Raw genomic sequence first — 20,736 nt, 5'->3', positions numbered from 1 at the left:
GCAGCCCTGGGACTAGCGCTGGGATTCGAAGTCGAGCAGTTTCTGGGCGACGCGTTTGCTGTCGACCTGGTAGCTGCCGTCGGCGATGGCCTGTTTCAGCTGGGCCACACGCTCCTTGTTGACGATGGGCTGATCGCGCAGCTTTTCGCCGATTGCCTGCAACTGCTGTGCCTCGCGGCTCAGTTGCACGGATTCGCCGCTCTTGGCGTTGGTTTGTTCATCGGTACCGGTGACAGGCGCCTTGTTCGGCTGCGCCGAATCACTGCGATTGCCAGCCTGAGTCGCGCCGGTACGCCCCGCATTAGCGGGCGTATTGGCATTGTTCAGCCGGTTGAAGTCGATGACCATGATGCAGAACCTCAGACGATTTGGTGGACGCTTGCCATGCTTTTCGGCCGTTGCCGAGAAAACTTTAGGACTAATTTCACTGCGTCGTTCATTAGTGTAGGGAATCGCCAGACCTTTGCGCTACAAGAAACATGCCTACATGGAAACTTCCACTTGGCCAGGGCCGACGACGCGGGCTCGCACCACTCGCTGCGAGCGCAGGTTACGCACATTGATCTGTTCGCCCGGTGCGCCGTCAGCCAGAGCCTCCCCGGGCATACGGACATTGACAGTGGTGCCGCGAGCGCTGATGACGACCTGATCGCCACGACGTATGACTTCGGCAATCTGTAAATGGCTCGGCGCAAGTACCTGATCGCCGCCCAGTTGCCGCGTCAATTTCTTGCCAATTGCCTGTGAAGGGTCTGTCAGGAAGTTTTGACCCAGTGGCCCCACGTCGCGTTCCATCATGCTGAGATCCGCGGCTTTGACTACGCTCATGCGTTTGAGAGGGCGAGTCAATACGACCACCGGGCGGTACAAGCGTATCTCAGCCGGCACGAACACGGTCCAGGGGGCGCTGCCATCGCAGCGCACGCGTGTGGTGACGCGGCCCAGAGGCTGCGCCGGGCTTTCCAGCGTGGTGGTCAGTGGTTGATCGCACAAAGGCAGGCGTAACCGTGGGTCGAGACGATTGACGCGAATCTCATGGCGGCCCTGAATTTCGCTACGCTGTAGATATTCGGCGGTTGCCTGCTCAAGAAAGGACTCGGTTGCGCCGATAAGCTCTTCAGTGCTGGTAAAGGTGGCCGCCGCTGTACTGCTATAGCCGAGTGTTGGCAAAGCGAGTAAAACGGACAAAGGGGCAAGGCACTTTGCCAGTAGCTGACGGAATGATGACGTTCTCTGCTTCATAAGCAATGCAAAGCAAGCCCCGTGCCGCCTGCTAGGCTCAATGGGGATGCGTGACTAAACAAGAAGGAGTCCGGGCATGGCCGGGTTGATGGATTCGGTTAACCAGCGAACTCAGCTGGTGGGACAGAACCGCTTGGAGTTGTTGCTGTTTCGCCTGGAAGGCCCACAGCTATACGGTATCAACGTGTTCAAGGTGAAGGAGGTGCTGCAATGCCCCAACCTCACCATTATGCCCAAGTCCAGTCGGGTGGTGCGGGGGGTGGCCAACATTCGTGGCGGCACCATCCCGATCCTTGATCTATCCATCGCCACCGGGCGGGCGCCGCTGGAAGATCTCAAGACCAGCTTCGTCATCATTACCGAGTACAACACCAAGGTTCAGGGTTTTCTGGTGCGTTCGGTGGAGCGTATCGTCAACATGAATTGGGAAGAGATCCATCCGCCACCCAAGGGAACCGGGCGCGATCATTACCTGACCGCCGTCACGCGGCTCGATCAGCAGCTGGTCGAGATCATTGATGTGGAGAAAATCCTTGCCGAGGTTGCGCCTACCTCCGAGGTGATTTCCGCCGGCGTCATCGATGAGCAGGTTCAGAGTCAGGCGGTGACCAAGCATGTGTTGATCGTCGATGACTCTTCGGTGGCGCGCAAACAGGTTTCGCGCTGTCTGCAGACGGTTGGCGTCGAGGTGACGGCGCTGAATGATGGACGAGAGGCGCTCAATTACCTCAAGAAAATGGCGGAAGAGGGGCGCGATCCTGACAAGGAGCTGCTGATGCTGATTTCCGACATCGAGATGCCGGAAATGGATGGCTACACGCTGACGACGGAGATTCGCAGCGATCCGCGCATGCAGAAGCTGCATATCCTCCTGCATACTTCGCTTTCCGGTGTGTTCAACCAGGCGATGGTGAAGAAGGTCGGCGCGGACGATTTCCTCGCCAAGTTCAAACCAGATGACTTGGCAGCACGTGTGGTCGATCGCATTCGTGTATCGGATGGGGGCTGAAGGTCGTCCTTCGGCGAACGTTATGGTGGGTGAGGCGGCGCTAGTGTCTTCAGGTAATTTGGATTTCGAGCAGTTCCGGACGTTTCTGGAAAAGGCCTGCGGTATTTTGCTTGGTAGCAACAAGCAGTACCTGGTTTCCAGTCGTTTGAACAAGCTGATGGAACAGAACGGCATCAAAACCTTGGGCGAGCTGGTGCAGCGCATGCAAAGCCAGCCGCGCGGCGGGCTGCGCGAGCAGGTGGTGGATGCCATGACCACCAACGAGACCTTGTGGTTTCGCGACACCTACCCATTCGAGGTGCTCAAGAACCGCGTCCTGCCGGAGTTGATCAAGGCCTATCCGGCTCAGCGCCTGCGTATCTGGTCGGCGGCCTGCTCGTCGGGGCAGGAGCCATACTCGCTGTCGATGTCCATCGATGAGTTCGAGCGTACCAATCTTGGTCAGCTCAAGGCGGGTGTGCAGATCGTCGCCACCGATCTTTCGCCTTCGATGCTGGCCAATTGCAAGTCCGGTGAGTATGACAGCCTGGCCATGGGGCGCGGCCTCTCGCAGGAGCGTCTGCAGCGCTACTTCGACCCCAAAGGGCCGGGTCGCTGGCAGGTAAAGGGGCCGGTCAAGAGTCGGGTCGAGTTTCGGCCGCTCAACCTGCTGGACAGTTACGCGGCGCTGGGCAAGTTCGACATCGTGTTCTGTCGCAACGTGCTGATCTACTTTTCTGCCGAGGTGAAGAAAGACATCCTCACTCGCATTCACGCCACGCTGAAACCTGGCGGATACCTGTTCCTGGGCGCTTCCGAGGCGCTCAATGGCCTGCCGGATAAGTATCAGATGGTGCAATGCAGCCCTGGGATCATCTACAAGGCGAAATAGCCGCGAGGCTCGTTCGTTATCATCACAAGCGGGAGGCCCATGGCCTCCCGCTTGCATTTGTAGGAGCGGAATTATTCGCGCGCGGGCGCGATTGTTATCGTGAATAGATCCGCACCGACAGGCGGCAGTCTGCCAAACGTCCTTTGCCACCCGTTGCCAGCAAGCGGTAAAGCCTTGCCGCTTTGCCGCTTTTCTTCGCCTTATATGATGTTAAGTAGTTGATTTAACTGATTTAAATAACTTGGCACAGCCTTTGCTGAATAGCTCGCAACAGTGACCACATGGCCTTAGCGGCAAAGGTTCGAACATGAGCATCAATTTCGGTAGCGCACTCGGCATCCACGAACAGGCACTCGGTTTCCGCTCCCAGCGTGCCGAGGTGCTGGCAAACAACATCGCCAACGCCGATACCCCGAACTACAAGGCGCGCGACCTGGACTTCGCCAGCGTGCTGGCTGAGCAGAACAGCCGTATGCAGCGCGGTGGCGTTTCTCTGAACCGCACCGACAGCCGCCATATTCCGGCCGACGGCGTGAAAACCGGTGAGGCTGAGCTGCCGTATCGCACCCCGTTCCATGCCTCGCTGGATCAGAACACCGTTGACCTGCAGATCGAGCAGGCCAACTACGCGGAGAATGCCGTGCAGTTCCAGGCCAGCTTTACCTTCCTCAACAGCAAATTCAAAGGGCTGACCGCAGCCCTGCGCGGCGAATAAGGAGCGCGACCATGTCCCTTGCCAGTGTCTTCAATATCGCCGGAACCGGCATGAGCGCCCAGAGCACTCGCCTGAACACCATTTCCAGCAACATCGCCAACGCCGAGACCGTGTCTTCGAGCCTGGATCAGACCTACCGCGCCCGTCATCCGGTATTCGCGACTGTATTCCAGCAAGCGCAGGGCGGCGACCGTGGCTCTCTGTTCGCCGAGCAGGACGAGGCAGGTCGTGGTGTTCAGGTGCTGGGTGTGATCGAGGATCAGAGCAGCCTGATGCCGCGCTACGAGCCGGATCATCCCATGGCCAACGGCGACGGTTATGTCTACTACCCGAACGTCAACGTGGTCGAGGAAATGGCCGACATGATTTCCGCCAGTCGCGCCTTCCAGACCAACGTGGAAATGATGAATACCGCCAAACAAATGTTGCAGCGCGTACTGACTCTGGGTCAGTAACGCATCGAGGAGATTTCGAATGAGCACAGTAGGCGGAACCAGCTCGGTACTCGACCAGTATCAGATCAAGCAGGACACCAAGCAGAACAAGGATCTCGGCAAAAACGAGTTTCTCAATCTGCTGGTGGCGCAGTTGAACAACCAGAACCCGCTGGAGCCGCAGGGCAATGGCGAATTCATCGCCCAGCTGGCGCAGTTCAGCCAGGTGGAAGGGATCGAGAAACTCAACACCAGCATGGGGTCGATGCTCTCCAGCTTCCAGTCTTCACAGGCGTTGCAGGCGTCTTCCCTGGTCGGCCGCAAGGTTATCGTGCCGGGCGAGAAGGCGGTGGTCGATACCAGTGAGAGCTTCAAGGCCAGCACCGTGCTGCCGGTCAGCAGCAGCAACGTATACGTCAACGTTTATAACAACTCCGGTTCACTGGTCACCCGGATCAACCTGGGCGAGCAGGCCGCTGGCAATGTCAGCTTCATCTGGGACGGCAAGGATTCGAGCGGCAATGTGGCGCCGCCCGGCACCTACAAGTTCGAGGCGCAGGCCACCTACGGCACCGAAACCAAAGGTCTTTACACCATGCTGCCGGCCAACGTCGACAGCGTGACGCTGGGCGGCAACGAGCTGATGCTCAATCTCGCCGGCCTCGGCAACGTTCCGCTTTCCCAAGTGCAGGTCATCGGCCAGTAATTATTGACGCCGGTCGTTCCGGCAAAGGAGTCTTCCATGTCGTTCAATATCGGTCTCAGTGGTCTGCGTGCGGCAACCAGCGACCTCAACGTCACCGGCAACAACATTGCCAACGCCGGTACTGCCGGCTTCAAGCAGTCGCGTGCCGAGTTCGCCGATCTCTACGCCTCGTCGATGCTCGGCACCGGCAAAAACCCGCAGGGCAGTGGCGTGCTGCTGGGCGATGTGGCGCAGATGTTTAATCAGGGCAACATCAACTACACGCAGAACGCCCTGGACATGGCTGTCAACGGCAACGGCTTCTTCGTTACCAGCAACAACGGCGAGATCAGCTATACCCGTGCCGGCTACTTCGGTACCGATCGCGATGGTTATATCGTCAACAATTTCGGCTATCGGCTGCAGGGCTATGGCGCGGACGAGAACGGCAACATCCTGCCGGTTCGCAGCGATCTGCGGGTCAATGCCGGGCAGCAGGAGCCGAAGGCGACTACCTCGGTCACGCAGACGATCAACCTGAACTCCAACGCCGTACGTCCGGCCAATGCCGGAACCATGGCGGCGCCGACCTTCGATCCGAGCGACTCGCAGTCCTTCAACTGGTCAACTTCCACCAATATCTATGACGAGCAGGGCAACGCCCACGTCATGAGCCAGTACTTCGTCAAGAACGAGGCGCCGGCCAACAACGGCTGGACCATGCATGTGCTGATTGACGGGGTTAACCCTCGTGATCCGAGCAGCACTCGGCCGTTCAGCTACGCAGTGAATTACGATGCTGCCGGGCAGTTCGCTACACCTGCCCTCACTCCCCTTGCAGGTGCGCCGGCGAATCCAGCCCTGGATGCTCCGCCCATTCCGGCCGGAACTCCGAACGGTATTTTCGCCCTGGGAGCGGCGGACTGGACGCCGGCGGAGAAAGACCCGGCCACTCCGGGTGCCATGGTCGCCAATGGCGCGGACAGCGCGGCCTTCACGTTCGACATGCGTGGTTCGACTCAATACGCGGCATCATTCGGCGTCAATGCGGTCAGCCAGGATGGCTACACCACCGGTCAGCTCGCCGGGGTGGAGGTAGACGATACCGGGGTGATCTTCGCTCGCTACACCAATGGTCAGTCCAAGGTGCAAGGTCAGGTGCTGCTGGCGAACTTCGCCAACGTGCAGGGCCTGACTCCCGTTGGCAAGACCGCCTGGGTACAGTCGTTCGAGTCCGGTGAGCCGGTGATCGGGACGCCGCGAAGCAGTACGCTCGGTGCCCTGCAGGCCGGTGCGCTGGAAGACTCCAACGTCGAGCTGTCGGACCAGTTGGTGAACCTGATCGTGGCTCAGCGCAACTACCAGGCCAACGCCAAAACCATCGAAACTGAAAGCGCCATCACCCAGACCATCATCAACCTGCGTTAATGATGTTGAAGCAAAGCGGCAAGCCGGGCTTGCCGCTTTGCCGTTCCAGCGCCGGCAAAACCTCGCCGCTGGTATTCCCTGGCACTTCTCCTCGTTGTTTTAATTCCTTCTAAATCAGTGTCTTGAGTTCGTTTCTCGAGTCTGGCACGGCGCTTGCTGTACTGCTTGCAAAGAGCCAAGGGCACGTCGCCCACTCGGAGAATTACCATGGACAAGATGCTGTACGTCTCCATGACCGGAGCGCAGAACAACACGCTGAGCCTGCGCGCCCACGCCAATAACCTGGCGAACGTTTCCACGTCCGGTTTCCGTCGTGATTTCGAACAGGCGCGTTCGATGCCTTTGTTCGGTGAAAGCTATCCGGCGCGTGTATTTGCCATGACCGAGCGCCCGGCCACTGACTTTCGTGCCGGCACGCTGCAGGAAACCGGTCGTGATCTCGATGTCGCCATTGGTGGCAAGGGCTGGATCGCCGTGCAGGCGCCCGATGGCAGTGAGGCATACGTCCGTACCGCGAGTCTGAACATCGATGCCTTGGGTGTGCTGCGCACCGGCAACGGTTTGCCGGTGATGGGCAATGCCGGGCCGATCGCCGTGCCGCCGGAGCAGAAGGTTGAAATTGGTCAGGACGGCACCATCAGCATTCGAGCGCTGGGCGAGAACCCCAACGTACTGGCCGAGGTGGACCGCATCAAGCTGGTCAACCCTGATCCCAAAAGCATGGAGAAGGGCACCGATGGCTTGATTCGCGTCAAGGGCCAGCCCGAGGTCGAGGCTGACGCCACCGTTCAGGTGACTTCGGGCTTCCTCGAGGCGAGCAACGTCAACGCCGTGGAAGAAATGACCGCCATCCTGTCCCTGTCTCGACAGTTCGAACTGTCGGTAAAGATGATGCGCACTGCCGAAGACAACTCGTCGGCCATGGCGCGGGTTTTGCAGATTAGCTAATTACCAGTACGCGGCGCCGTAAAACCGGCACCCGAGGAGAAACGATATGCTTCCGGCACTGTGGGTCAGCAAGACCGGTTTGTCCGCTCAGGACATGAACCTGACCACCATTTCCAACAACCTGGCCAACGTCGCGACTACCGGCTTCAAGCGTGATCGTGCCGAGTTCGAGGATCTGCTGTATCAGATCCGTCGTCAGCCGGGTGGCCAGTCCAGCCAGGACAGTGAACTGCCGTCCGGCCTGCAGCTGGGTACCGGTGTGCGCGTAGTCGGCACGCAAAAAATCTTCACCGCCGGCAGCCTGCAGACCACCGAGCAGCCTCTGGACATGGCTGTAAATGGCCGGGGCTTCTTCCAGATTCTGCAGCCTGACGGGACCGTTTCCTACACCCGCGATGGCAGCTTCCACCTTAACTCCGATGGCCAGATCGTCACCTCTCAGGGTTTTGCTCTTGAGCCGGCAATCGTGCTGCCCAACGAGGTGCGCACCTTCACCGTCGGCGAAGACGGCACCGTCTCCGTGACGACTGCGGGTAACCCGCAGCCGCAGATCATCGGCAACATTCAGCTGGCTGATTTCGTCAACCCGGCAGGCCTTGAGGCCATCGGCAACAACCTGTTCCTGGAGACCGGTTCCAGCGGCGCGCCGCAGGTAGGCAATCCGGGCCTCAATGGCCTCGGCACCACCCTGCAAAACACCCTGGAAAACTCCAACGTCAGCGTGGTGGAAGAGCTGGTGAACATGATCACTACCCAGCGCGCCTACGAAATGAACTCCAAGGTGATTTCCACCGCCGATCAGATGCTGTCCTTCGTGACGCAGAACCTCTGATTCCTTTTGACACTGTTGTGAACGCCGCGAGGTAGTGGTTATGAACCGGCAAATTCTGTATTACCCCCTGTTGGCTGGTCTGCTGCTCAGCAGCGGCTGCGTTGCGCCGACAGCCAAGCCGGACGACCCTTATTACGCGCCGGTGCTGCCGCGCACGCCGCTGCCTGCTGCGCAGAACAACGGCTCCATCTACCAAGCTGGTTTCGAAAACGGCCTGTATGACGACCGTAAGGCGTTCCGTGTCGGTGACATCATCACCATCACCCTTAACGAGCGTACCCAGGCCAGCAAGAACGCCAACAGCAATATTCAGAAGGACAGTAGCGCCAACCTTGGCGTGACTTCCCTGTTCGGTTCGACCCCTTCGGTTACCAACCCGCTGACGGGCGGCAACATGAACCTCGGCGCCCAATTCAACGGCGAGCGCGAGGCCAGCGGATCCGGCCAGGCCGGGCAGAGCAACAGCCTGTCCGGCTCGATTACCGTGACCGTCGCCGAAGTGCTGCCCAATGGCATCCTCGCCGTGCGTGGCGAGAAGTGGATGACCCTCAACACCGGTGACGAGCTGGTGCGTATCTCCGGTCTGGTGCGTGCCGACGATATCGCCACCGACAATACCGTGGCCTCCACCCGCATTGCCGATGCGCGCATCACGTACTCGGGCACCGGCGCGTTCGCCGATGCCAGCCAGCCCGGCTGGTTGAGTCGTTTCTTCGTCAGCCCGCTGTGGCCGTTCTGATCGGAGTGTTACCGATGAAATCCTGGCTGGCTCATTCCGCGTCCTTGCTCAACCTTCTTTCCCGGTGCTACTCGCGAGCCACGGCAAGCGGGTCTGCGCGCAAGGCATTCGCAGTGACCTCGACTGCCAAGCGGGGGCTGCGAGTCCATGGCCTCGAGTCGGCGCAGGCCGGCGCATGCCGTCGTCAGTTCGCCGTTGCTCATCGCGGCTATCGTCATCGCGGCGCCAACGATTGGGTGCTGCTGGTGACCATGCTCGCGTGCCTGCTGCTGAGCCTGCCGACCCAGGCCGAGCGTCTGAAGGACCTGGCATCGATTCAGGGGGTGCGTAGCAACCAGCTGATCGGTTACGGCCTGGTGGTTGGTCTTAATGGCAGCGGTGATCAGACCACGCAAACGCCGTTCACCGTGCAGACTTTCAATAACATGCTGGCGCAGTTCGGCATCAAGGTGCCGCCGGGTGGCAACGTGCAATTGAAGAACGTTGCAGCCGTATCGGTGCATGCTGACCTACCGGCGTTCGCCAAGCCGGGACAGACCATCGACATCACGATTTCTTCCATCGGTAATGCCAAGAGCCTGCGTGGCGGCAGCCTGCTGATGACGCCGCTAAAGGGCATCGATGGCAACGTCTACGCCATCGCCCAGGGCAACCTGGTTGTCGGTGGTTTCGATGCCAGTGGCGCCGATGGTTCGCGAATCACCGTCAACGTTCCGTCTGCCGGCCGTATTCCCGGTGGCGCCACTGTGGAGCGTCCGGTACCCAGCGGCTTTGATCAGGGCAACTACCTGACCCTTAACCTCAATCGCCCCGATTTCACCACAGCGAAGAATATCGTCGACCAGATCAACGACCTGCTTGGCCCTGGCGTCGCCCAGGCCATCGATGGCGGCTCTATTCGCGTCAGCGCGCCGCTCGATCCCAATCAGCGCGTCGACTATCTGTCGATTCTGGAAAACTTGCAGGTCGAAGCGGGCAAGGCGGTGGCCAAGGTCATCATCAACTCGCGCACCGGCACCATCGTCATCGGCCAGGACGTCAAGGTTCAGCCGGCTGCCGTTACCCACGGCAGCCTGACCGTGACCATCACCGAAGACCCCATCGTCAGCCAGCCTGAAGCGCTGTCCGGCGGGCAGACCGCGGTAGTGCCGCGCTCACGTGTGGGCGCCGAGGAGGAAGCCAAACCGATGTTCAAGTTCGGCCCCGGTACCAGTCTCGACGAGATCGTGCGGGCGGTGAACCAGGTGGGTGCTGCACCTTCCGATCTGATGGCCATCCTGGAGGCGCTCAAGCAAGCCGGCGCTTTGCAGGCCGACCTGATTGTGATCTGAGGAGGATTGCTGCCATGGATTCTCGACTCTCAGCCGGTCTGCTCGGCAACGGCAAAAGCCCCATCGACAGCGGCGCTTTTACCGACCTGAACCGCCTCAACCAGTTCAAGGTGGGCGGCGACACCGAGCAGAACATTCGCAAGGTCGCTCAGGAGTTCGAATCGCTGTTCATGAACGAAATGCTCAAGGCCATGCGTTCGGCCAACGCCGCGTTCGGCGAGGGCAACTTCATGAACAGCAACGAGAGCAAGACCTATCAGGACATGCACGACCAACAACTGGCCGTGACCCTGTCCAAGGAAGGGCGCGGTATCGGTCTGGCTGACGTACTGGTGCGGCAGATGTCGAAAATCAAGCAGCCGTCGAGTCGCCCGAATCCCTTCGCGCAGATCGAACAACCGGTTTCCGCCGCGGGCGAGTCGAAGGCCGACAAGGTCGCCAGCAGTGAAGGCTTCCGTGATGATGCGGCATTGATCAACCGTCGGCGCCTGGCCGTGCCGGGCAAGCTGGCGGATCGTCTGTTGGCGGGCATCGTACCTTCGACGGGTGAAGGCGAGAGCAAGGCGCTGGCCGGCAACGACTGGATCCCGGCGCAAACCAGCGCTGCGCCCAAGGATGCTGGGCTTAGCCTGGCCAACAGTGACGCGTTGACTGGCCGCCGTATCGCACAGCCGCCGCTGGCGCCGGGCAAGGCGGCGTTCAGTTCACCGCAGGAGTTCGTGGCCACCATGCTGCCGATGGCTGAAGCGGCGGCCGAGAAAATCGGTGTCGACCCGCGTTATCTGGTGGCCCAGGCGGCACTGGAAACCGGTTGGGGTAAATCGATCATCCGTACCGGTGATGGTCAGAGCAGTCATAACCTGTTCGGCATCAAATCCCACAACAGCTGGGACGGCGAGTCGGCCCGGGTGCTCACGACTGAATACAAGGGCGGCAAGGCCGTAAGAGAAGCGGCCAACTTCCGTGCTTACGATTCCTATGCGCAAAGCTTCGACGATTACGTCAGCTTTCTGCAGAACAATGGTCGCTACGAAAAGGCCCTGAATAGCACCGAAAACCCCGAGCGTTTCGTCAAGGAACTGCAGCAGGCCGGCTACGCCACCGACCCGAACTACGCGCGCAAGATTTCGCAGATCGCTCGCAAGATGCAGACCTATCAGGCAATCGCCGCTGCCGATAGCGCCACTACAAGGACGTGAGGTTGAACCATGGCTGACCTACTCAACATCGGTCTCTCCGGTCTCGCTGCGAACAAGACATCGCTGGCCGTTACCGGCCATAACATCGTCAACGTCAATACGCCGGGTTTCTCTCGTCAGGAGACGATCCAGGCTACGCGTACGCCGCAGTTCAGTGGTGCCGGATACATTGGTTCGGGTACCACCCTGACCGATGTAAGGCGCATTTATAACGACTTCCTCAATACCCAGGTGCGCAGCAGCACTGCACTCAACAGCGATACCAAGGCGTACCTGAGTCAGATCAACCAACTCGACTCGTTGCTGGCCGGTAGCAATACGGGCGTTACTCCCGGCATGCAGAAGCTGTTCGCAGCCCTGCAGACCGCAGCGGAAGACCCGGCCAATGTTCCGGCCCGGCAGTTGGTGCTGTCCGAAGCGGAAGGTCTGGCAAAGCGCTTCAACAACATCTACGACCGGTTGTACGAGCAGAACGCGTTCATTAACAAGCAGTTGTCGGCAGTGACCGATCAGGTCAACCAGCTGGCGACTTCGATCGCCGGTTATAACGATGCGATCGCCGTGGCGTCCTCCAATGGCCAGGCCCCTAACGACCTGCTCGATGCCCGTGAAGAGGCGGTGCGCAAGCTCTCCGAGTTCGTCGGCGTGACGGTGGTGCCGCAGGATGACAACACCTACAACCTCTTTATCGGTTCCGGCCAGCCGCTGGTGGTGGGCAAGAACGCTGCGCGCCTGGAGGTGACGCCGGGGCAGTCCGACCCACTGCGCAGCGAGATCCAGTTCGTCAGCGGCAACTCCCGGCAGAATGTCAGCTCGCTGATCACTGGCGGTGAGATGGGCGGCTTGCTGCGTTACCGCCAGGATGTGCTGGACACCTCGATGAACGCCATCGGCCGTCTGTCACTGTCCATCGCAGACCAGATGAATCGCCAGCTGGGGCAGGGGCTCGACCTCAACGGCCAGTTCGGCAACGAGTTGTTCCGTCCGATCAACGACCCACTGCTGCTTTCCCAGCGCAGCCTGGCGCGCATCGGCAACAGCGATCCGGCGGCCAATCTCAATGTCAGCATCACCGACACCACGCGCCTGACCACCAGCGATTACGAGGTCCAGTTCACCAGCGCCACCGAATACGTCGTACGGCGTTCTTCCGATGGCAAGATGTTCCCGGCCAGCCCGGCGACCTTCGATATCAATACGGTGCCCACGCCGGAAATCGACGGTTTTTCCCTGAGCGTGGCGCAGGGCACCTTCGCCGCTGGCGACCGCTTCACCGTAATGCCGACCCGCAATGCCGCGCGCGACACCCGTGCCGAGATGAAGAACCCGGAGGAGCTGGCCTTTGCCGCTCCGCTGAAGACCGACTCCAGTCCCGGCAACACCGGCACCGGAACTGTCAGTCAGCCCCGGCTCAGCACGGAGATCGATATCTACGATCCAGCGGCCCAGGCCAACATGGAAACCAGCCTGCGCAATGCCCCACCGATGCGCATCGTCATGGGGCCCGCCGGCGGCGCGACCCAGTCCTACGAAGTGCTGGACATCAACGGTAACGTGATCGACAACGGCAACATCACGCCGGGGCAGAGCAACAACATCACCATCAACGTACCGGCCAACCCGCCGAACGTGCCCAGCGCCTTCTCCTACGGCGTCAGCATCGGCGGTCGCCCCTCGCAGGGCGACAACTTCTCGGTGTCGTTCAACACCAATGGCGTTTCGGATAACCGCAATGCCCTGAGCTTGGTCGATCTGCAGAAAAAGTCGGTCATCGGCATCAACCCGGCGGCCCCGGACACCACCGGCGCCAGCTTCTCCGATGCCTATGGCGACCTGGTCGAGCGGGTCGGCACCCTGACCAGCCAGGCGCGGGTCGACGGCGAGGCGACGGGTGCGATTCTCAAGCAGGCCACCGACAACCGCGACTCGGTGTCCGGCGTGAACCTCGATGAAGAGGCTGCCAAGCTGATTCAGTTCGAGCAGTACTACCAGGCATCGGCGCAGATCATTCAAGTTGCGCGTAGCCTGTTCGATACCCTGATCAACTCATTCTGATAGTTGCCCTTCCTGCGGGAAGGGGTAGCCTGTGGAAAGCAGGCTCGGCAAGAGGCAAGTCCCATGGTGATGCGCATTTCCTCCATTCAGGCGTTCAACAACGGTGTTTCCGGCCTGGGGCGCAACTATTCGAACCTGATCCGCACCCAGGAACAGATCAGCAGCGGCAACCGAATCCTCACGCCTGCTGACGACCCGGTCGCCTCGGTGCGCCTGTTGCAGCTCGAGCAGCAACAGGCTGTCCTCAAGCAATACAAAGATAACCTGATCGCAGCGGATAATAGTCTGGTGCAGGAGGAGACCACTTTAAATTCGGTCAACACTGTGATGCAGCGCGTGCGCGAGTTGGCCGTGCGCGCCGGTGGTGGCGCACTGTCTGCCGAGGATCGTCAGTCCATCGCCAAGGAGCTGGAGGAGCGCGAAGCCGAGTTGCTAAACCTGATGAACAGCCAGAACGCCCGCGGTGAATATCTGTTCAGCGGTAACTTGGGCAAGACCGAGCCCTTCGTGCGCAACCCCGACGGCACCTATTCCTACATGGGTGACGAAGGCCAGCGCAGTCTGCAGGTCGCCAGTTCAACCAACGTGGCGATCAACGACAACGGCAAACGCCTGTTCGAGAGCGTGACCAATGCCAACCGCACCGCCAGCAATGGCGGCGTCAACAACCCGGCGCTGCCGTCGCCGCCTTTGCCGGGCACTACCATTGCCCCGGTACCTGCCAATGAGCAGCGGGTGTTCATGTCCCCCGGTCTGGTCGAGGATGATCGCGCCTTCAACGCCGACTTTCGCAATGGCGAGCCGTACTCGCTCGCCTTCGTCAGCGGCAACGAATTTCGTATCTATGACGCTTCCGGTGCTGACGTGACCTCGGAAATCCCGGGCGGCGGCAAGATCGATCCGCTGACCAGCAACGGTAACACCATCAACTTCCGTGGCATGCGTTTTCAGCTAGATGTAGTACTCAAGGAAGGTGACAACCCGCAGGACCTGAACAACCTGCTGGCCGATATCCAGCTGCCCGCCACCGCCGGCACGCCGGGCATCGGTACCCACAGTTTCACCCTGCAGTCGGCACCTACCGAATTTGCCGTGACTCGCTCCTCGACCAACACCTCGGCCGCCGTGGTGTCCGGGGGCGCCATAGTCAACCAGGGTGTGTTCGATGGCCAGTTTCCCACCTCGGGTGTGGTGGTGCGTTTCACCAACGATACCGACTACGAGGTATACGCTCGGCCGCTGGGACCCAACAGTACGGTGCTCACAACCGGCTCGGTAGCGGCGCCGTATCCTGCGACCTTCGACATCTATGGTGCGCAGTTCACGATGTCCGGCCCGGCCGCCGCGGCTGGGGGCGACGAGTTCGGCATACAGCCGCAATTTCAGCAGCAGCGCAGCATCCTCGACAGCATCGCGCGCCTGCGTCAGACGCTGGAGTCCTCACCCACCTCGCCAGCCGGTAACCTGGCCATCCGCGACGAAGTGGCCATTGCCCTGAAGAATTTCGACAACGGCATCGCCAACGTCGACGAAGTGCGCACCGAGATCGGTGCCAGACGCAACCTGATCGACACGACCCAGGTCGACAATGAAGACGTCACTCTGGTGAACAAGTCCGTGCAAGCGGAATTGCGCGAGCTGGATTATGCCGAGGCGCTGTCTCGTTTGTCGTTCCAGACGATCGTCCTCGAGGCCGCGCAACAAAGCTACGTGAAGATCGCAGGGCTCAATCTTTTCAACCAGTTAAGGTAGCTCGGCTATAACTCCCAAATTCTGGTAGTGGTTACAATCCGTTCTGCTACGCGCACCTTCATCGCCAGCGACGACTGTGACGGGCGCTGTGTGCTTCGTCTGTTCTTATTTGTCTGGCCATCAGGCGCTAATTGGCGCGTGTCTTGCTATGATTGTCTGACAGAAATAGATGCGCCGGTTTTTGGGCATTTGGCACAGGCGCTGGACTGGCTAAGTGGATCACTGAGCAAATGATCTCATCAAAGGTACGAACATGGGCGATCCGATTTTTGTTACAAGCCCTTTGCTTCCTCCGCTCGAAGAGTTCATTCCCTATCTCGAGCAGATTTGGAGCAGTAAGCGCCTAACCAATGGTGGGCCTTTTCACGAGCAGCTTGAGCGAGAGCTGGCGGACTATTTAGGCGTAGAGCACCTATGCCTATTTGGAAATGGCACGCTAGCGCTGGTGACAGCCTTGCAGGCACTGCGTATTAGCGGTGAGGTAATCACGACACCTTATTCTTTTGTTGCGACGTCCCATTCGCTTCTCTGGAATGGACTGACTCCCGTTTTCGTTGATATCGATCCCGTTTCGTGCAATTTGGATCCTAGCAAGATCGAGCAAGCCATAACGTCAGCAACCACTGCGATTATGCCTGTGCATTGCTACGGCGTACCTTGTGACGTTGAGAGAATTCAGGGAATTGCGGACAACTATGGCCTGAAAGTGATTTATGACGCGGCTCACGCCTTTGCTGTAAGGCTGGCGGGAAGAAGTATTCTTCAGTATGGCGATTTGTCTATTCTTAGTTTTCATGCGACGAAGGTATTCAATACCTTCGAGGGCGGAGCGATCATTTGCCCAGATGCGAAGACCAAACAGCGAATCAATTATTTGAAGAACTTTGGTTTTGCCAATGAAACAACGGTAGTGGCGCCGGGTATTAACGGCAAAATGAACGAGGTTCAGGCCGCCTTCGGGCTTTTACAACTCAAACATATCGATCTGGCGCTGGCGCGGCGCGAACACCTGTTTGAGCGTTATCGTGCTGAATTGTCTGCGGTGCCTGGGGTGCGTCTACCGGAAATATCCAGTGACGTGAACTGGAATTACGCCTATTGCCCAGTTTTTGTGAGTGGTGTCTATCCGATCACCAGAGATGAGCTTTACGAGTTGCTGCGCCGTGAAGGTATTTTGGCTAGGCGGTACTTTTATCCCTTGCTCAGCGACTTTCCAATGTATAGAGGGTTCAAAGGTTCCAGTCACGCCGAGTTGCCTGAGGCGCAGAACATATCTAATCATGTGATCTGCTTGCCAATGTTTCCCGATATGCAAGAGCAGCAGCAGGACCGGATTATCTCGTTAATTCGTGATCCGTTGCATGTATGAATCTAGGGCGAATGGAGCTGATATGGCGGTCACTGTACTGGTCACGGCCATTGGATCTATGTCGGCAGAGTGCGTTCTGCGCAGTTTGTCTTCGTATAAAGGTATTCGACTGCTCGGCAGCGATCTGCACCCTGCTGATTGGCTGGTTACGTCCCCTCTTGTACAAAAGGTCTATCAATTACCATCTGCTCGTGATGCGCAGGAGTATCTCGACGCGATTCTCACGGTTTGTCGACAGGAGTTAGTCACCCATTTGATTCCATTGACGGATCCGGAAGTGGATGTCATCTCCTCCTCACGTAAGCGCTTTCTCGATCTCGGTGTCGTCGTATGTTTGCCTCCGTCATCCTGCGTCGAGATTTGCCGAGACAAATTGGCCTTGCACAACCGCTTTGTGAACGATGACATCATTCAGCCGATACCAAGCCGAGCTTTGGTTCAGTGGCAGGAGCTCAGATGTGATTTTCCTTTTTTGGCTAAGCCGCGTGACGGCAGAAGCAGTGAAGGGCTGATGAGGCTGGATAACAAGCAGGACCTAGAGTATTTACTTTGGCGTGACCGGGATCAGCGTTACATTGTTCAGCCTTTTTATGCTGGGATTGTACATGTGGTCGATGTGCTCAGGAATACCAGCACCGGTACGGTAAGTATCATTTGTCGTAAAGAGCTTATTCGAACCAGCAATGGTGCTGGCCTTTCTGTGGCTATTCACAGCTGCCCTGTTCTGAGCGCGCATGCCGAATGGCTGGCCGATCAGCTAGATGTGCATGGCTGTATTTGTATGGAGTTTCTCGAGTGCTCTGGGAGTTATTTATTGATGGATATAAATCCTAGGTTCTCTGCAGGGGTAAAATTTTCGAACATGACTGGGTATGACATGGTGCTTAACACCCTGCGTTGTTTCTTGGGGGAGGAAGTCGATCAGCCAGTGTTCTATCCCGATATGGTTGTCGCCCGCGGTCATTACGAACAGATCATGAGTTACGAGACGCGATGAAATGACTGATCCGGTATCTAAACTATCCAGTTCGCGCGACTGGGACCTGAAGTGGGGCGAGGTGTTCGACAAGTATCAGGCAGACCTGCGGCATGCGTATTACATACGCGCTCTGAAACTCCGTGACGAGCAGCGTTTACTTGAGATCGCTGCTGGTAGCTTCCGTGATATGGCTGCCTTGAATCGCATGGGCATTCACTGTAGCGGGGCGGATTTTTCTCCCGAAGCCGTGAGCCTAGCGCGAGAGCGTTTCCCGTCGCTCGCAAGTCAGATTTATGAAATGGATGCATTTCGTTTTGATTTTCCAGATCAAGCATTCGATCTGACTTATCACAACGGGTTCTGGGGGTTGTTTTCCACCGCGGAAATGATTGCGCTTGCACGGGAGCAAGCGCGTATAAGTCGACGGAGAATGGTGGCCACGGTTCATAATGCCCATAACGTGCAGTTTAAAGATTACTTTGAGCGCACTGCTCCGAATGATCCGCTATTCAATATCAAGTTTTTTTATTGTGACGAAATTTTTGAGGTTATGAGGTCCGTTTGTCGGCGTGTAACAGTGGTGCCAGTTGGGAAGGCAAAGAAACGACATGAGGATCGATTGATCAGGTGGGGGCTAGGCCAGGGCCCGATTTTGAATGCCTATCTCAAAGCATCCGGTACGCGTTTCCTAGAGCAGAGCGAGCGTCTGCTTTGCATTGGTGAATTGTAAAATGCCAAGCAATTTTCCAGAAATGAGCCCAGTTGGTGCCGGTTTACATAAGCTGATTGTCGGGGCTTGATTTGCAGCGGGTCGATGAGAATTCTGGTTTGGATAAACCGTGTGCGGGGCGGGAGATCATGAAGATATCAGAAAAGAACTTGGCTACCGTGTCGGTCGAACGCTCTCAGGCAGTATGTGGCTCGCTGCTTATCTTCCCCATCAATATAGATACCTCGGCTGCGTGGGTTAGGACTGCGCGTACGCTCGGATACAGAGTGATCGGGGCTAGCTCGGAACCAGCGGATCCCGGTATTTACGATGTTGATGCTCTGGAGTACCTTCCTTATATAACCAGTCCTGAGTTCAATGCTTCTCTACAGTGCCTGGTATCGTTAGAGGGAGTTACCAGGATCTATACCGCTCATCAGGGCGTTTGGGCGCATTTGAATCACCTTCTACCTTCGCTGTTCAGAAGTTCGCCTGCTCTGGAGTCGCAGTTATACCGGCCGCAACCGCACGCGGTTGAATATCGCGACGAGATCGGCACCACTGTATGTGTTGATCCGTGGGGCTTTGCTCGTGCGCGTGATCAGGGGGAGAAAGCCACGATCCTTAACGGTAACGGTATTACCTTTGATTTCGAGGGTATATATAGAAACTTCCTCGTTTCAGTATCGCAAGTGAAAATTCTGGGTTATATCCGCCTGTCCTCTGAGCAGGGCATTGAATATTATCATCAAGCAGCCGGTGCGCTGACGGGTTCTATATCGTATATTACATATCGATGGTAATCACGCCTACGAAAGCGTTGCGGCTAATGTTCAGGCTTGACGGCCGATGGTTGTCAAGGGGGCTGGTTGCTGCTGGACGATTACCTTTGGGCTTTTTGGTGGCGGACCTCGGCGTGTAGGCGGCGAGATGCTGAGCGAAGGCGGCATTGACTACGCGTTCGTTTTCGCTGGCATGCTATTTTTGCGTAAAGCATCTTCCTAACTTCCTCGTTCGCGACGCTCTATGAGAGGGTACATCCATGAAATGCTTAATCGTCGGTGGAGGCTTGGCAGGGCTTGTCGCTGCTTACTACGGCAAGCGGCTGTATCCGCAGATGAAGGTTACCCTTCTTGAGCGCAATACGATGTGCGGCGGCTTGTTGACTGGTACTGAATACCCGGATGAGGGCTTGTATTTCGATCATGGCACTCATCTCTTTCGAGAATGTGGTACAGCCGACATCGATCATCTTTTCAGTTCGCTGGTCCCCGCGGGGGATCTGTTGTATTTCGAGCCCGGTACGGGGGGGCATAACGGGGCAATTTTCGCAGGGCGCCTGCAGAGCAACACACACTATCCGGACGTAAGGGGCGTGGACGAACATGTTGCATTGCGCGACGCTGTTGTTACTCACACCAGAGAGCTGTCGGCACCCGCGAATATCGAGCGCAGTAGTCCTTTGCTAGCACATGGCGTTGCTCGCTTCGGCCGAGCTTATACGGAGCTAATTCTGGCGCCGATACTCAGCCGGCTGTATCAATGTTCGTCTGATCGGCTCGCGGGTTTTGCTATGTGTCTCCCTGGCATTACACGGCTTGTGGCTCATGATTATGAGGAGTGGTACTCACTGATTGAGGACAAGCGTTTTAGGGAGGTGCTGGGGGTTCCTGACCAACGTTTGATGCCTGTGCGTTTTGAGAATGGCCTGCGTCGTTATTATTCGCGTAACCAGGGCACCCGCTCGTTCGTTAGGGGTTTTGTTTCGTTGCTGGAAGAACTAGACGTAACAGTAGTCACTGGAGCGCAGCTCGAAGGCTATACACCAATTTCTGGTGAAGCGAGCTGGCGTACTGCTAACGGCTACATTTATCAAGATCATTATGATGGTGTGGTTCTTGCCAACGGGTTGGTCGGTGCTGCAGCCCAATTGGGTTTGCCGATTCGGGATTTTGGCTTAGAAATGCCTGTTCCTCTAAGAATTTTGGACGTATTGCTAGATCGGCCAGTATTCAGTGACCTGTCCTACTTCTATGGTTTCGACGAAGGGAGCGGCTTTTATCGTCTGACCAATTATCGAGCTTTCTCTGGAGATTCGGCAGATTGCCGCATTTCCATCGAGATACTTAATGCGCCATGTAGAGGTGAGATTGATTGCATCATGGCTAAACTTCAGGCTGTAGGATTTCTTTCAGGGCAGCGTGCAGTATTCACTCGCTACCAGCCTTCCCCCAGCCCGTTTTCTTTGCCGACCCATTGTAATGCGCTAGCGTTGCAGGCGTTGCGTAAGCAAGTTGGAGATGTCTTGCCGGCGCGCGCATTAGTGGTAGGAGGCGGTATCTCGGATGGGCTTTTCTTTCAGAACGAGATTGTTCTGGATACCAAGGCACGTATGGAGTGTTGGCTTACATCACTACATCAAGCCTGATAGCCCCACGC

20 protein-coding genes are annotated in these 20,736 nt (G+C 57.7%); 18 read left to right on the top strand and 2 right to left on the bottom strand.

From position 1 onward, the window contains the following. Positions 1-12: 12 nt before the first annotated feature. Positions 13-348: a flagellar biosynthesis anti-sigma factor FlgM gene (gene flgM / locus GYB81_RS10190; protein ID WP_161865549.1), complete on the bottom strand. Its 336-nt coding sequence runs from the start codon at positions 346-348 to the stop codon at positions 13-15. 135 nt (positions 349-483) lie between these two features. Further along, positions 484-1,242: a flagellar basal body P-ring formation chaperone FlgA gene (gene flgA, locus GYB81_RS10185; protein ID WP_161865550.1), complete on the bottom strand. Its 759-nt coding sequence runs from the start codon at positions 1,240-1,242 to the stop codon at positions 484-486. Between the two features lie 76 nt (positions 1,243-1,318). Here flgA and GYB81_RS10180 point away from each other — a divergent pair, with 76 nt between their 5' ends. The 18 genes from GYB81_RS10180 (at position 1,319) to GYB81_RS10095 (ending at position 20,725) form a co-directional block, all read left to right on the top strand. Then, on the top strand, positions 1,319-2,251 hold the full coding sequence (locus GYB81_RS10180) for a chemotaxis protein CheV (protein ID WP_161865551.1): 933 nt from the start codon (positions 1,319-1,321) through the stop codon (positions 2,249-2,251). Positions 2,252-2,294: 43 nt separating this feature from the next. Further along, positions 2,295-3,122, top strand: a complete 828-nt coding sequence (cheR, locus tag GYB81_RS10175; RefSeq protein ID WP_161865552.1) for a protein-glutamate O-methyltransferase CheR — start codon at positions 2,295-2,297, stop codon at positions 3,120-3,122. A 307-nt stretch (positions 3,123-3,429) separates the two neighbouring features. After that, entirely contained in the window at positions 3,430-3,837 is a 408-nt protein-coding gene (gene flgB, locus GYB81_RS10170; protein ID WP_161865553.1) for a flagellar basal body rod protein FlgB, read from the top strand. An 11-nt stretch (positions 3,838-3,848) separates the two neighbouring features. Next, a complete protein-coding gene (gene flgC / locus GYB81_RS10165) occupies positions 3,849-4,292 on the top strand; it encodes a flagellar basal body rod protein FlgC (protein ID WP_143508575.1) in 444 nt (147 codons plus the stop codon). Between the two features lie 19 nt (positions 4,293-4,311). Next, complete coding sequence (flgD, locus tag GYB81_RS10160) at positions 4,312-4,977, top strand: flagellar hook assembly protein FlgD (protein ID WP_161865554.1); 666 nt, start codon at positions 4,312-4,314, stop codon at positions 4,975-4,977. A gap of 36 nt (positions 4,978-5,013) precedes the next feature. Next, positions 5,014-6,384: a flagellar hook protein FlgE gene (flgE, locus tag GYB81_RS10155; RefSeq protein WP_161865555.1), complete on the top strand. Its 1,371-nt coding sequence runs from the start codon at positions 5,014-5,016 to the stop codon at positions 6,382-6,384. A 207-nt stretch (positions 6,385-6,591) separates the two neighbouring features. Beyond that, positions 6,592-7,332 carry a flagellar basal body rod protein FlgF gene (locus GYB81_RS10150; protein WP_143502044.1) on the top strand — a complete coding sequence of 247 codons (741 nt, stop codon included), beginning with the start codon at positions 6,592-6,594 and terminating at the stop codon, positions 7,330-7,332. 46 nt (positions 7,333-7,378) lie between these two features. Further along, positions 7,379-8,164, top strand: coding sequence for a flagellar basal-body rod protein FlgG (gene flgG / locus GYB81_RS10145; protein WP_024307671.1), 786 nt, complete (start codon positions 7,379-7,381; stop codon positions 8,162-8,164). Positions 8,165-8,204: 40 nt separating this feature from the next. After that, entirely contained in the window at positions 8,205-8,903 is a 699-nt protein-coding gene (gene flgH, locus GYB81_RS10140; protein ID WP_161865556.1) for a flagellar basal body L-ring protein FlgH, read from the top strand. 251 nt (positions 8,904-9,154) lie between these two features. Beyond that, on the top strand, positions 9,155-10,234 hold the full coding sequence (locus GYB81_RS10135; RefSeq protein ID WP_074681540.1) for a flagellar basal body P-ring protein FlgI: 1,080 nt from the start codon (positions 9,155-9,157) through the stop codon (positions 10,232-10,234). 14 nt (positions 10,235-10,248) lie between these two features. After that, positions 10,249-11,433, top strand: coding sequence for a flagellar assembly peptidoglycan hydrolase FlgJ (gene flgJ / locus GYB81_RS10130; RefSeq protein ID WP_161865557.1), 1,185 nt, complete (start codon positions 10,249-10,251; stop codon positions 11,431-11,433). Positions 11,434-11,442: 9 nt separating this feature from the next. Further along, entirely contained in the window at positions 11,443-13,488 is a 2,046-nt protein-coding gene (gene flgK / locus GYB81_RS10125; RefSeq protein WP_161897815.1) for a flagellar hook-associated protein FlgK, read from the top strand. A 63-nt stretch (positions 13,489-13,551) separates the two neighbouring features. Then, positions 13,552-15,240 carry a flagellar hook-associated protein 3 gene (locus tag GYB81_RS10120; RefSeq protein ID WP_161865559.1) on the top strand — a complete coding sequence of 563 codons (1,689 nt, stop codon included), beginning with the start codon at positions 13,552-13,554 and terminating at the stop codon, positions 15,238-15,240. A gap of 253 nt (positions 15,241-15,493) precedes the next feature. Beyond that, positions 15,494-16,609, top strand: a complete 1,116-nt coding sequence (locus tag GYB81_RS10115) for a DegT/DnrJ/EryC1/StrS family aminotransferase (protein ID WP_161865560.1) — start codon at positions 15,494-15,496, stop codon at positions 16,607-16,609. Positions 16,610-16,631: 22 nt separating this feature from the next. Next, on the top strand, positions 16,632-17,606 hold the full coding sequence (locus GYB81_RS10110; protein ID WP_161865561.1) for an ATP-grasp domain-containing protein: 975 nt from the start codon (positions 16,632-16,634) through the stop codon (positions 17,604-17,606). 1 nt (position 17,607) lies between these two features. Continuing rightward, positions 17,608-18,318: a class I SAM-dependent methyltransferase gene (locus GYB81_RS10105; protein WP_161865562.1), complete on the top strand. Its 711-nt coding sequence runs from the start codon at positions 17,608-17,610 to the stop codon at positions 18,316-18,318. A 128-nt stretch (positions 18,319-18,446) separates the two neighbouring features. Continuing rightward, the gene (locus GYB81_RS10100; RefSeq protein ID WP_218573853.1) at positions 18,447-19,100 is read left to right on the top strand and encodes a hypothetical protein; all 654 of its coding nucleotides are present in this window, start codon (positions 18,447-18,449) and stop codon (positions 19,098-19,100) included. A 239-nt stretch (positions 19,101-19,339) separates the two neighbouring features. Beyond that, the gene (locus GYB81_RS10095; RefSeq protein ID WP_161865563.1) at positions 19,340-20,725 is read left to right on the top strand and encodes an NAD(P)-binding protein; all 1,386 of its coding nucleotides are present in this window, start codon (positions 19,340-19,342) and stop codon (positions 20,723-20,725) included. Positions 20,726-20,736 lie beyond the last annotated feature (11 nt).

Origin of the sequence: Pseudomonas yangonensis, from assembly GCF_009932725.1 — a bacterium.
GTDB lineage: Bacteria > Pseudomonadota > Gammaproteobacteria > Pseudomonadales > Pseudomonadaceae > Aquipseudomonas > Aquipseudomonas yangonensis.
This window is presented reverse-complemented; position numbering and strand designations above follow the sequence as displayed.

Coding starts and splice junctions, on each gene's coding strand:
- flgM (WP_161865549.1), bottom strand. CDS start 348: ATGGTCATCGACTTCAACCGGCTGAACAATGCCAATACGCCCGCTAAT.
- flgA (WP_161865550.1), bottom strand. CDS start 1,242: ATGAAGCAGAGAACGTCATCATTCCGTCAGCTACTGGCAAAGTGCCTT.
- GYB81_RS10180 (WP_161865551.1), top strand. CDS start 1,319: ATGGCCGGGTTGATGGATTCGGTTAACCAGCGAACTCAGCTGGTGGGA.
- flgB (WP_161865553.1), top strand. CDS start 3,430: ATGAGCATCAATTTCGGTAGCGCACTCGGCATCCACGAACAGGCACTC.
- flgC (WP_143508575.1), top strand. CDS start 3,849: ATGTCCCTTGCCAGTGTCTTCAATATCGCCGGAACCGGCATGAGCGCC.
- flgD (WP_161865554.1), top strand. CDS start 4,312: ATGAGCACAGTAGGCGGAACCAGCTCGGTACTCGACCAGTATCAGATC.
- flgE (WP_161865555.1), top strand. CDS start 5,014: ATGTCGTTCAATATCGGTCTCAGTGGTCTGCGTGCGGCAACCAGCGAC.
- GYB81_RS10150 (WP_143502044.1), top strand. CDS start 6,592: ATGGACAAGATGCTGTACGTCTCCATGACCGGAGCGCAGAACAACACG.
- flgG (WP_024307671.1), top strand. CDS start 7,379: ATGCTTCCGGCACTGTGGGTCAGCAAGACCGGTTTGTCCGCTCAGGAC.
- flgH (WP_161865556.1), top strand. CDS start 8,205: ATGAACCGGCAAATTCTGTATTACCCCCTGTTGGCTGGTCTGCTGCTC.
- GYB81_RS10135 (WP_074681540.1), top strand. CDS start 9,155: ATGCTCGCGTGCCTGCTGCTGAGCCTGCCGACCCAGGCCGAGCGTCTG.
- flgJ (WP_161865557.1), top strand. CDS start 10,249: ATGGATTCTCGACTCTCAGCCGGTCTGCTCGGCAACGGCAAAAGCCCC.
- flgK (WP_161897815.1), top strand. CDS start 11,443: ATGGCTGACCTACTCAACATCGGTCTCTCCGGTCTCGCTGCGAACAAG.
- GYB81_RS10120 (WP_161865559.1), top strand. CDS start 13,552: ATGGTGATGCGCATTTCCTCCATTCAGGCGTTCAACAACGGTGTTTCC.
- GYB81_RS10115 (WP_161865560.1), top strand. CDS start 15,494: ATGGGCGATCCGATTTTTGTTACAAGCCCTTTGCTTCCTCCGCTCGAA.
- GYB81_RS10110 (WP_161865561.1), top strand. CDS start 16,632: ATGGCGGTCACTGTACTGGTCACGGCCATTGGATCTATGTCGGCAGAG.
- GYB81_RS10105 (WP_161865562.1), top strand. CDS start 17,608: ATGACTGATCCGGTATCTAAACTATCCAGTTCGCGCGACTGGGACCTG.
- GYB81_RS10100 (WP_218573853.1), top strand. CDS start 18,447: ATGAAGATATCAGAAAAGAACTTGGCTACCGTGTCGGTCGAACGCTCT.
- GYB81_RS10095 (WP_161865563.1), top strand. CDS start 19,340: ATGAAATGCTTAATCGTCGGTGGAGGCTTGGCAGGGCTTGTCGCTGCT.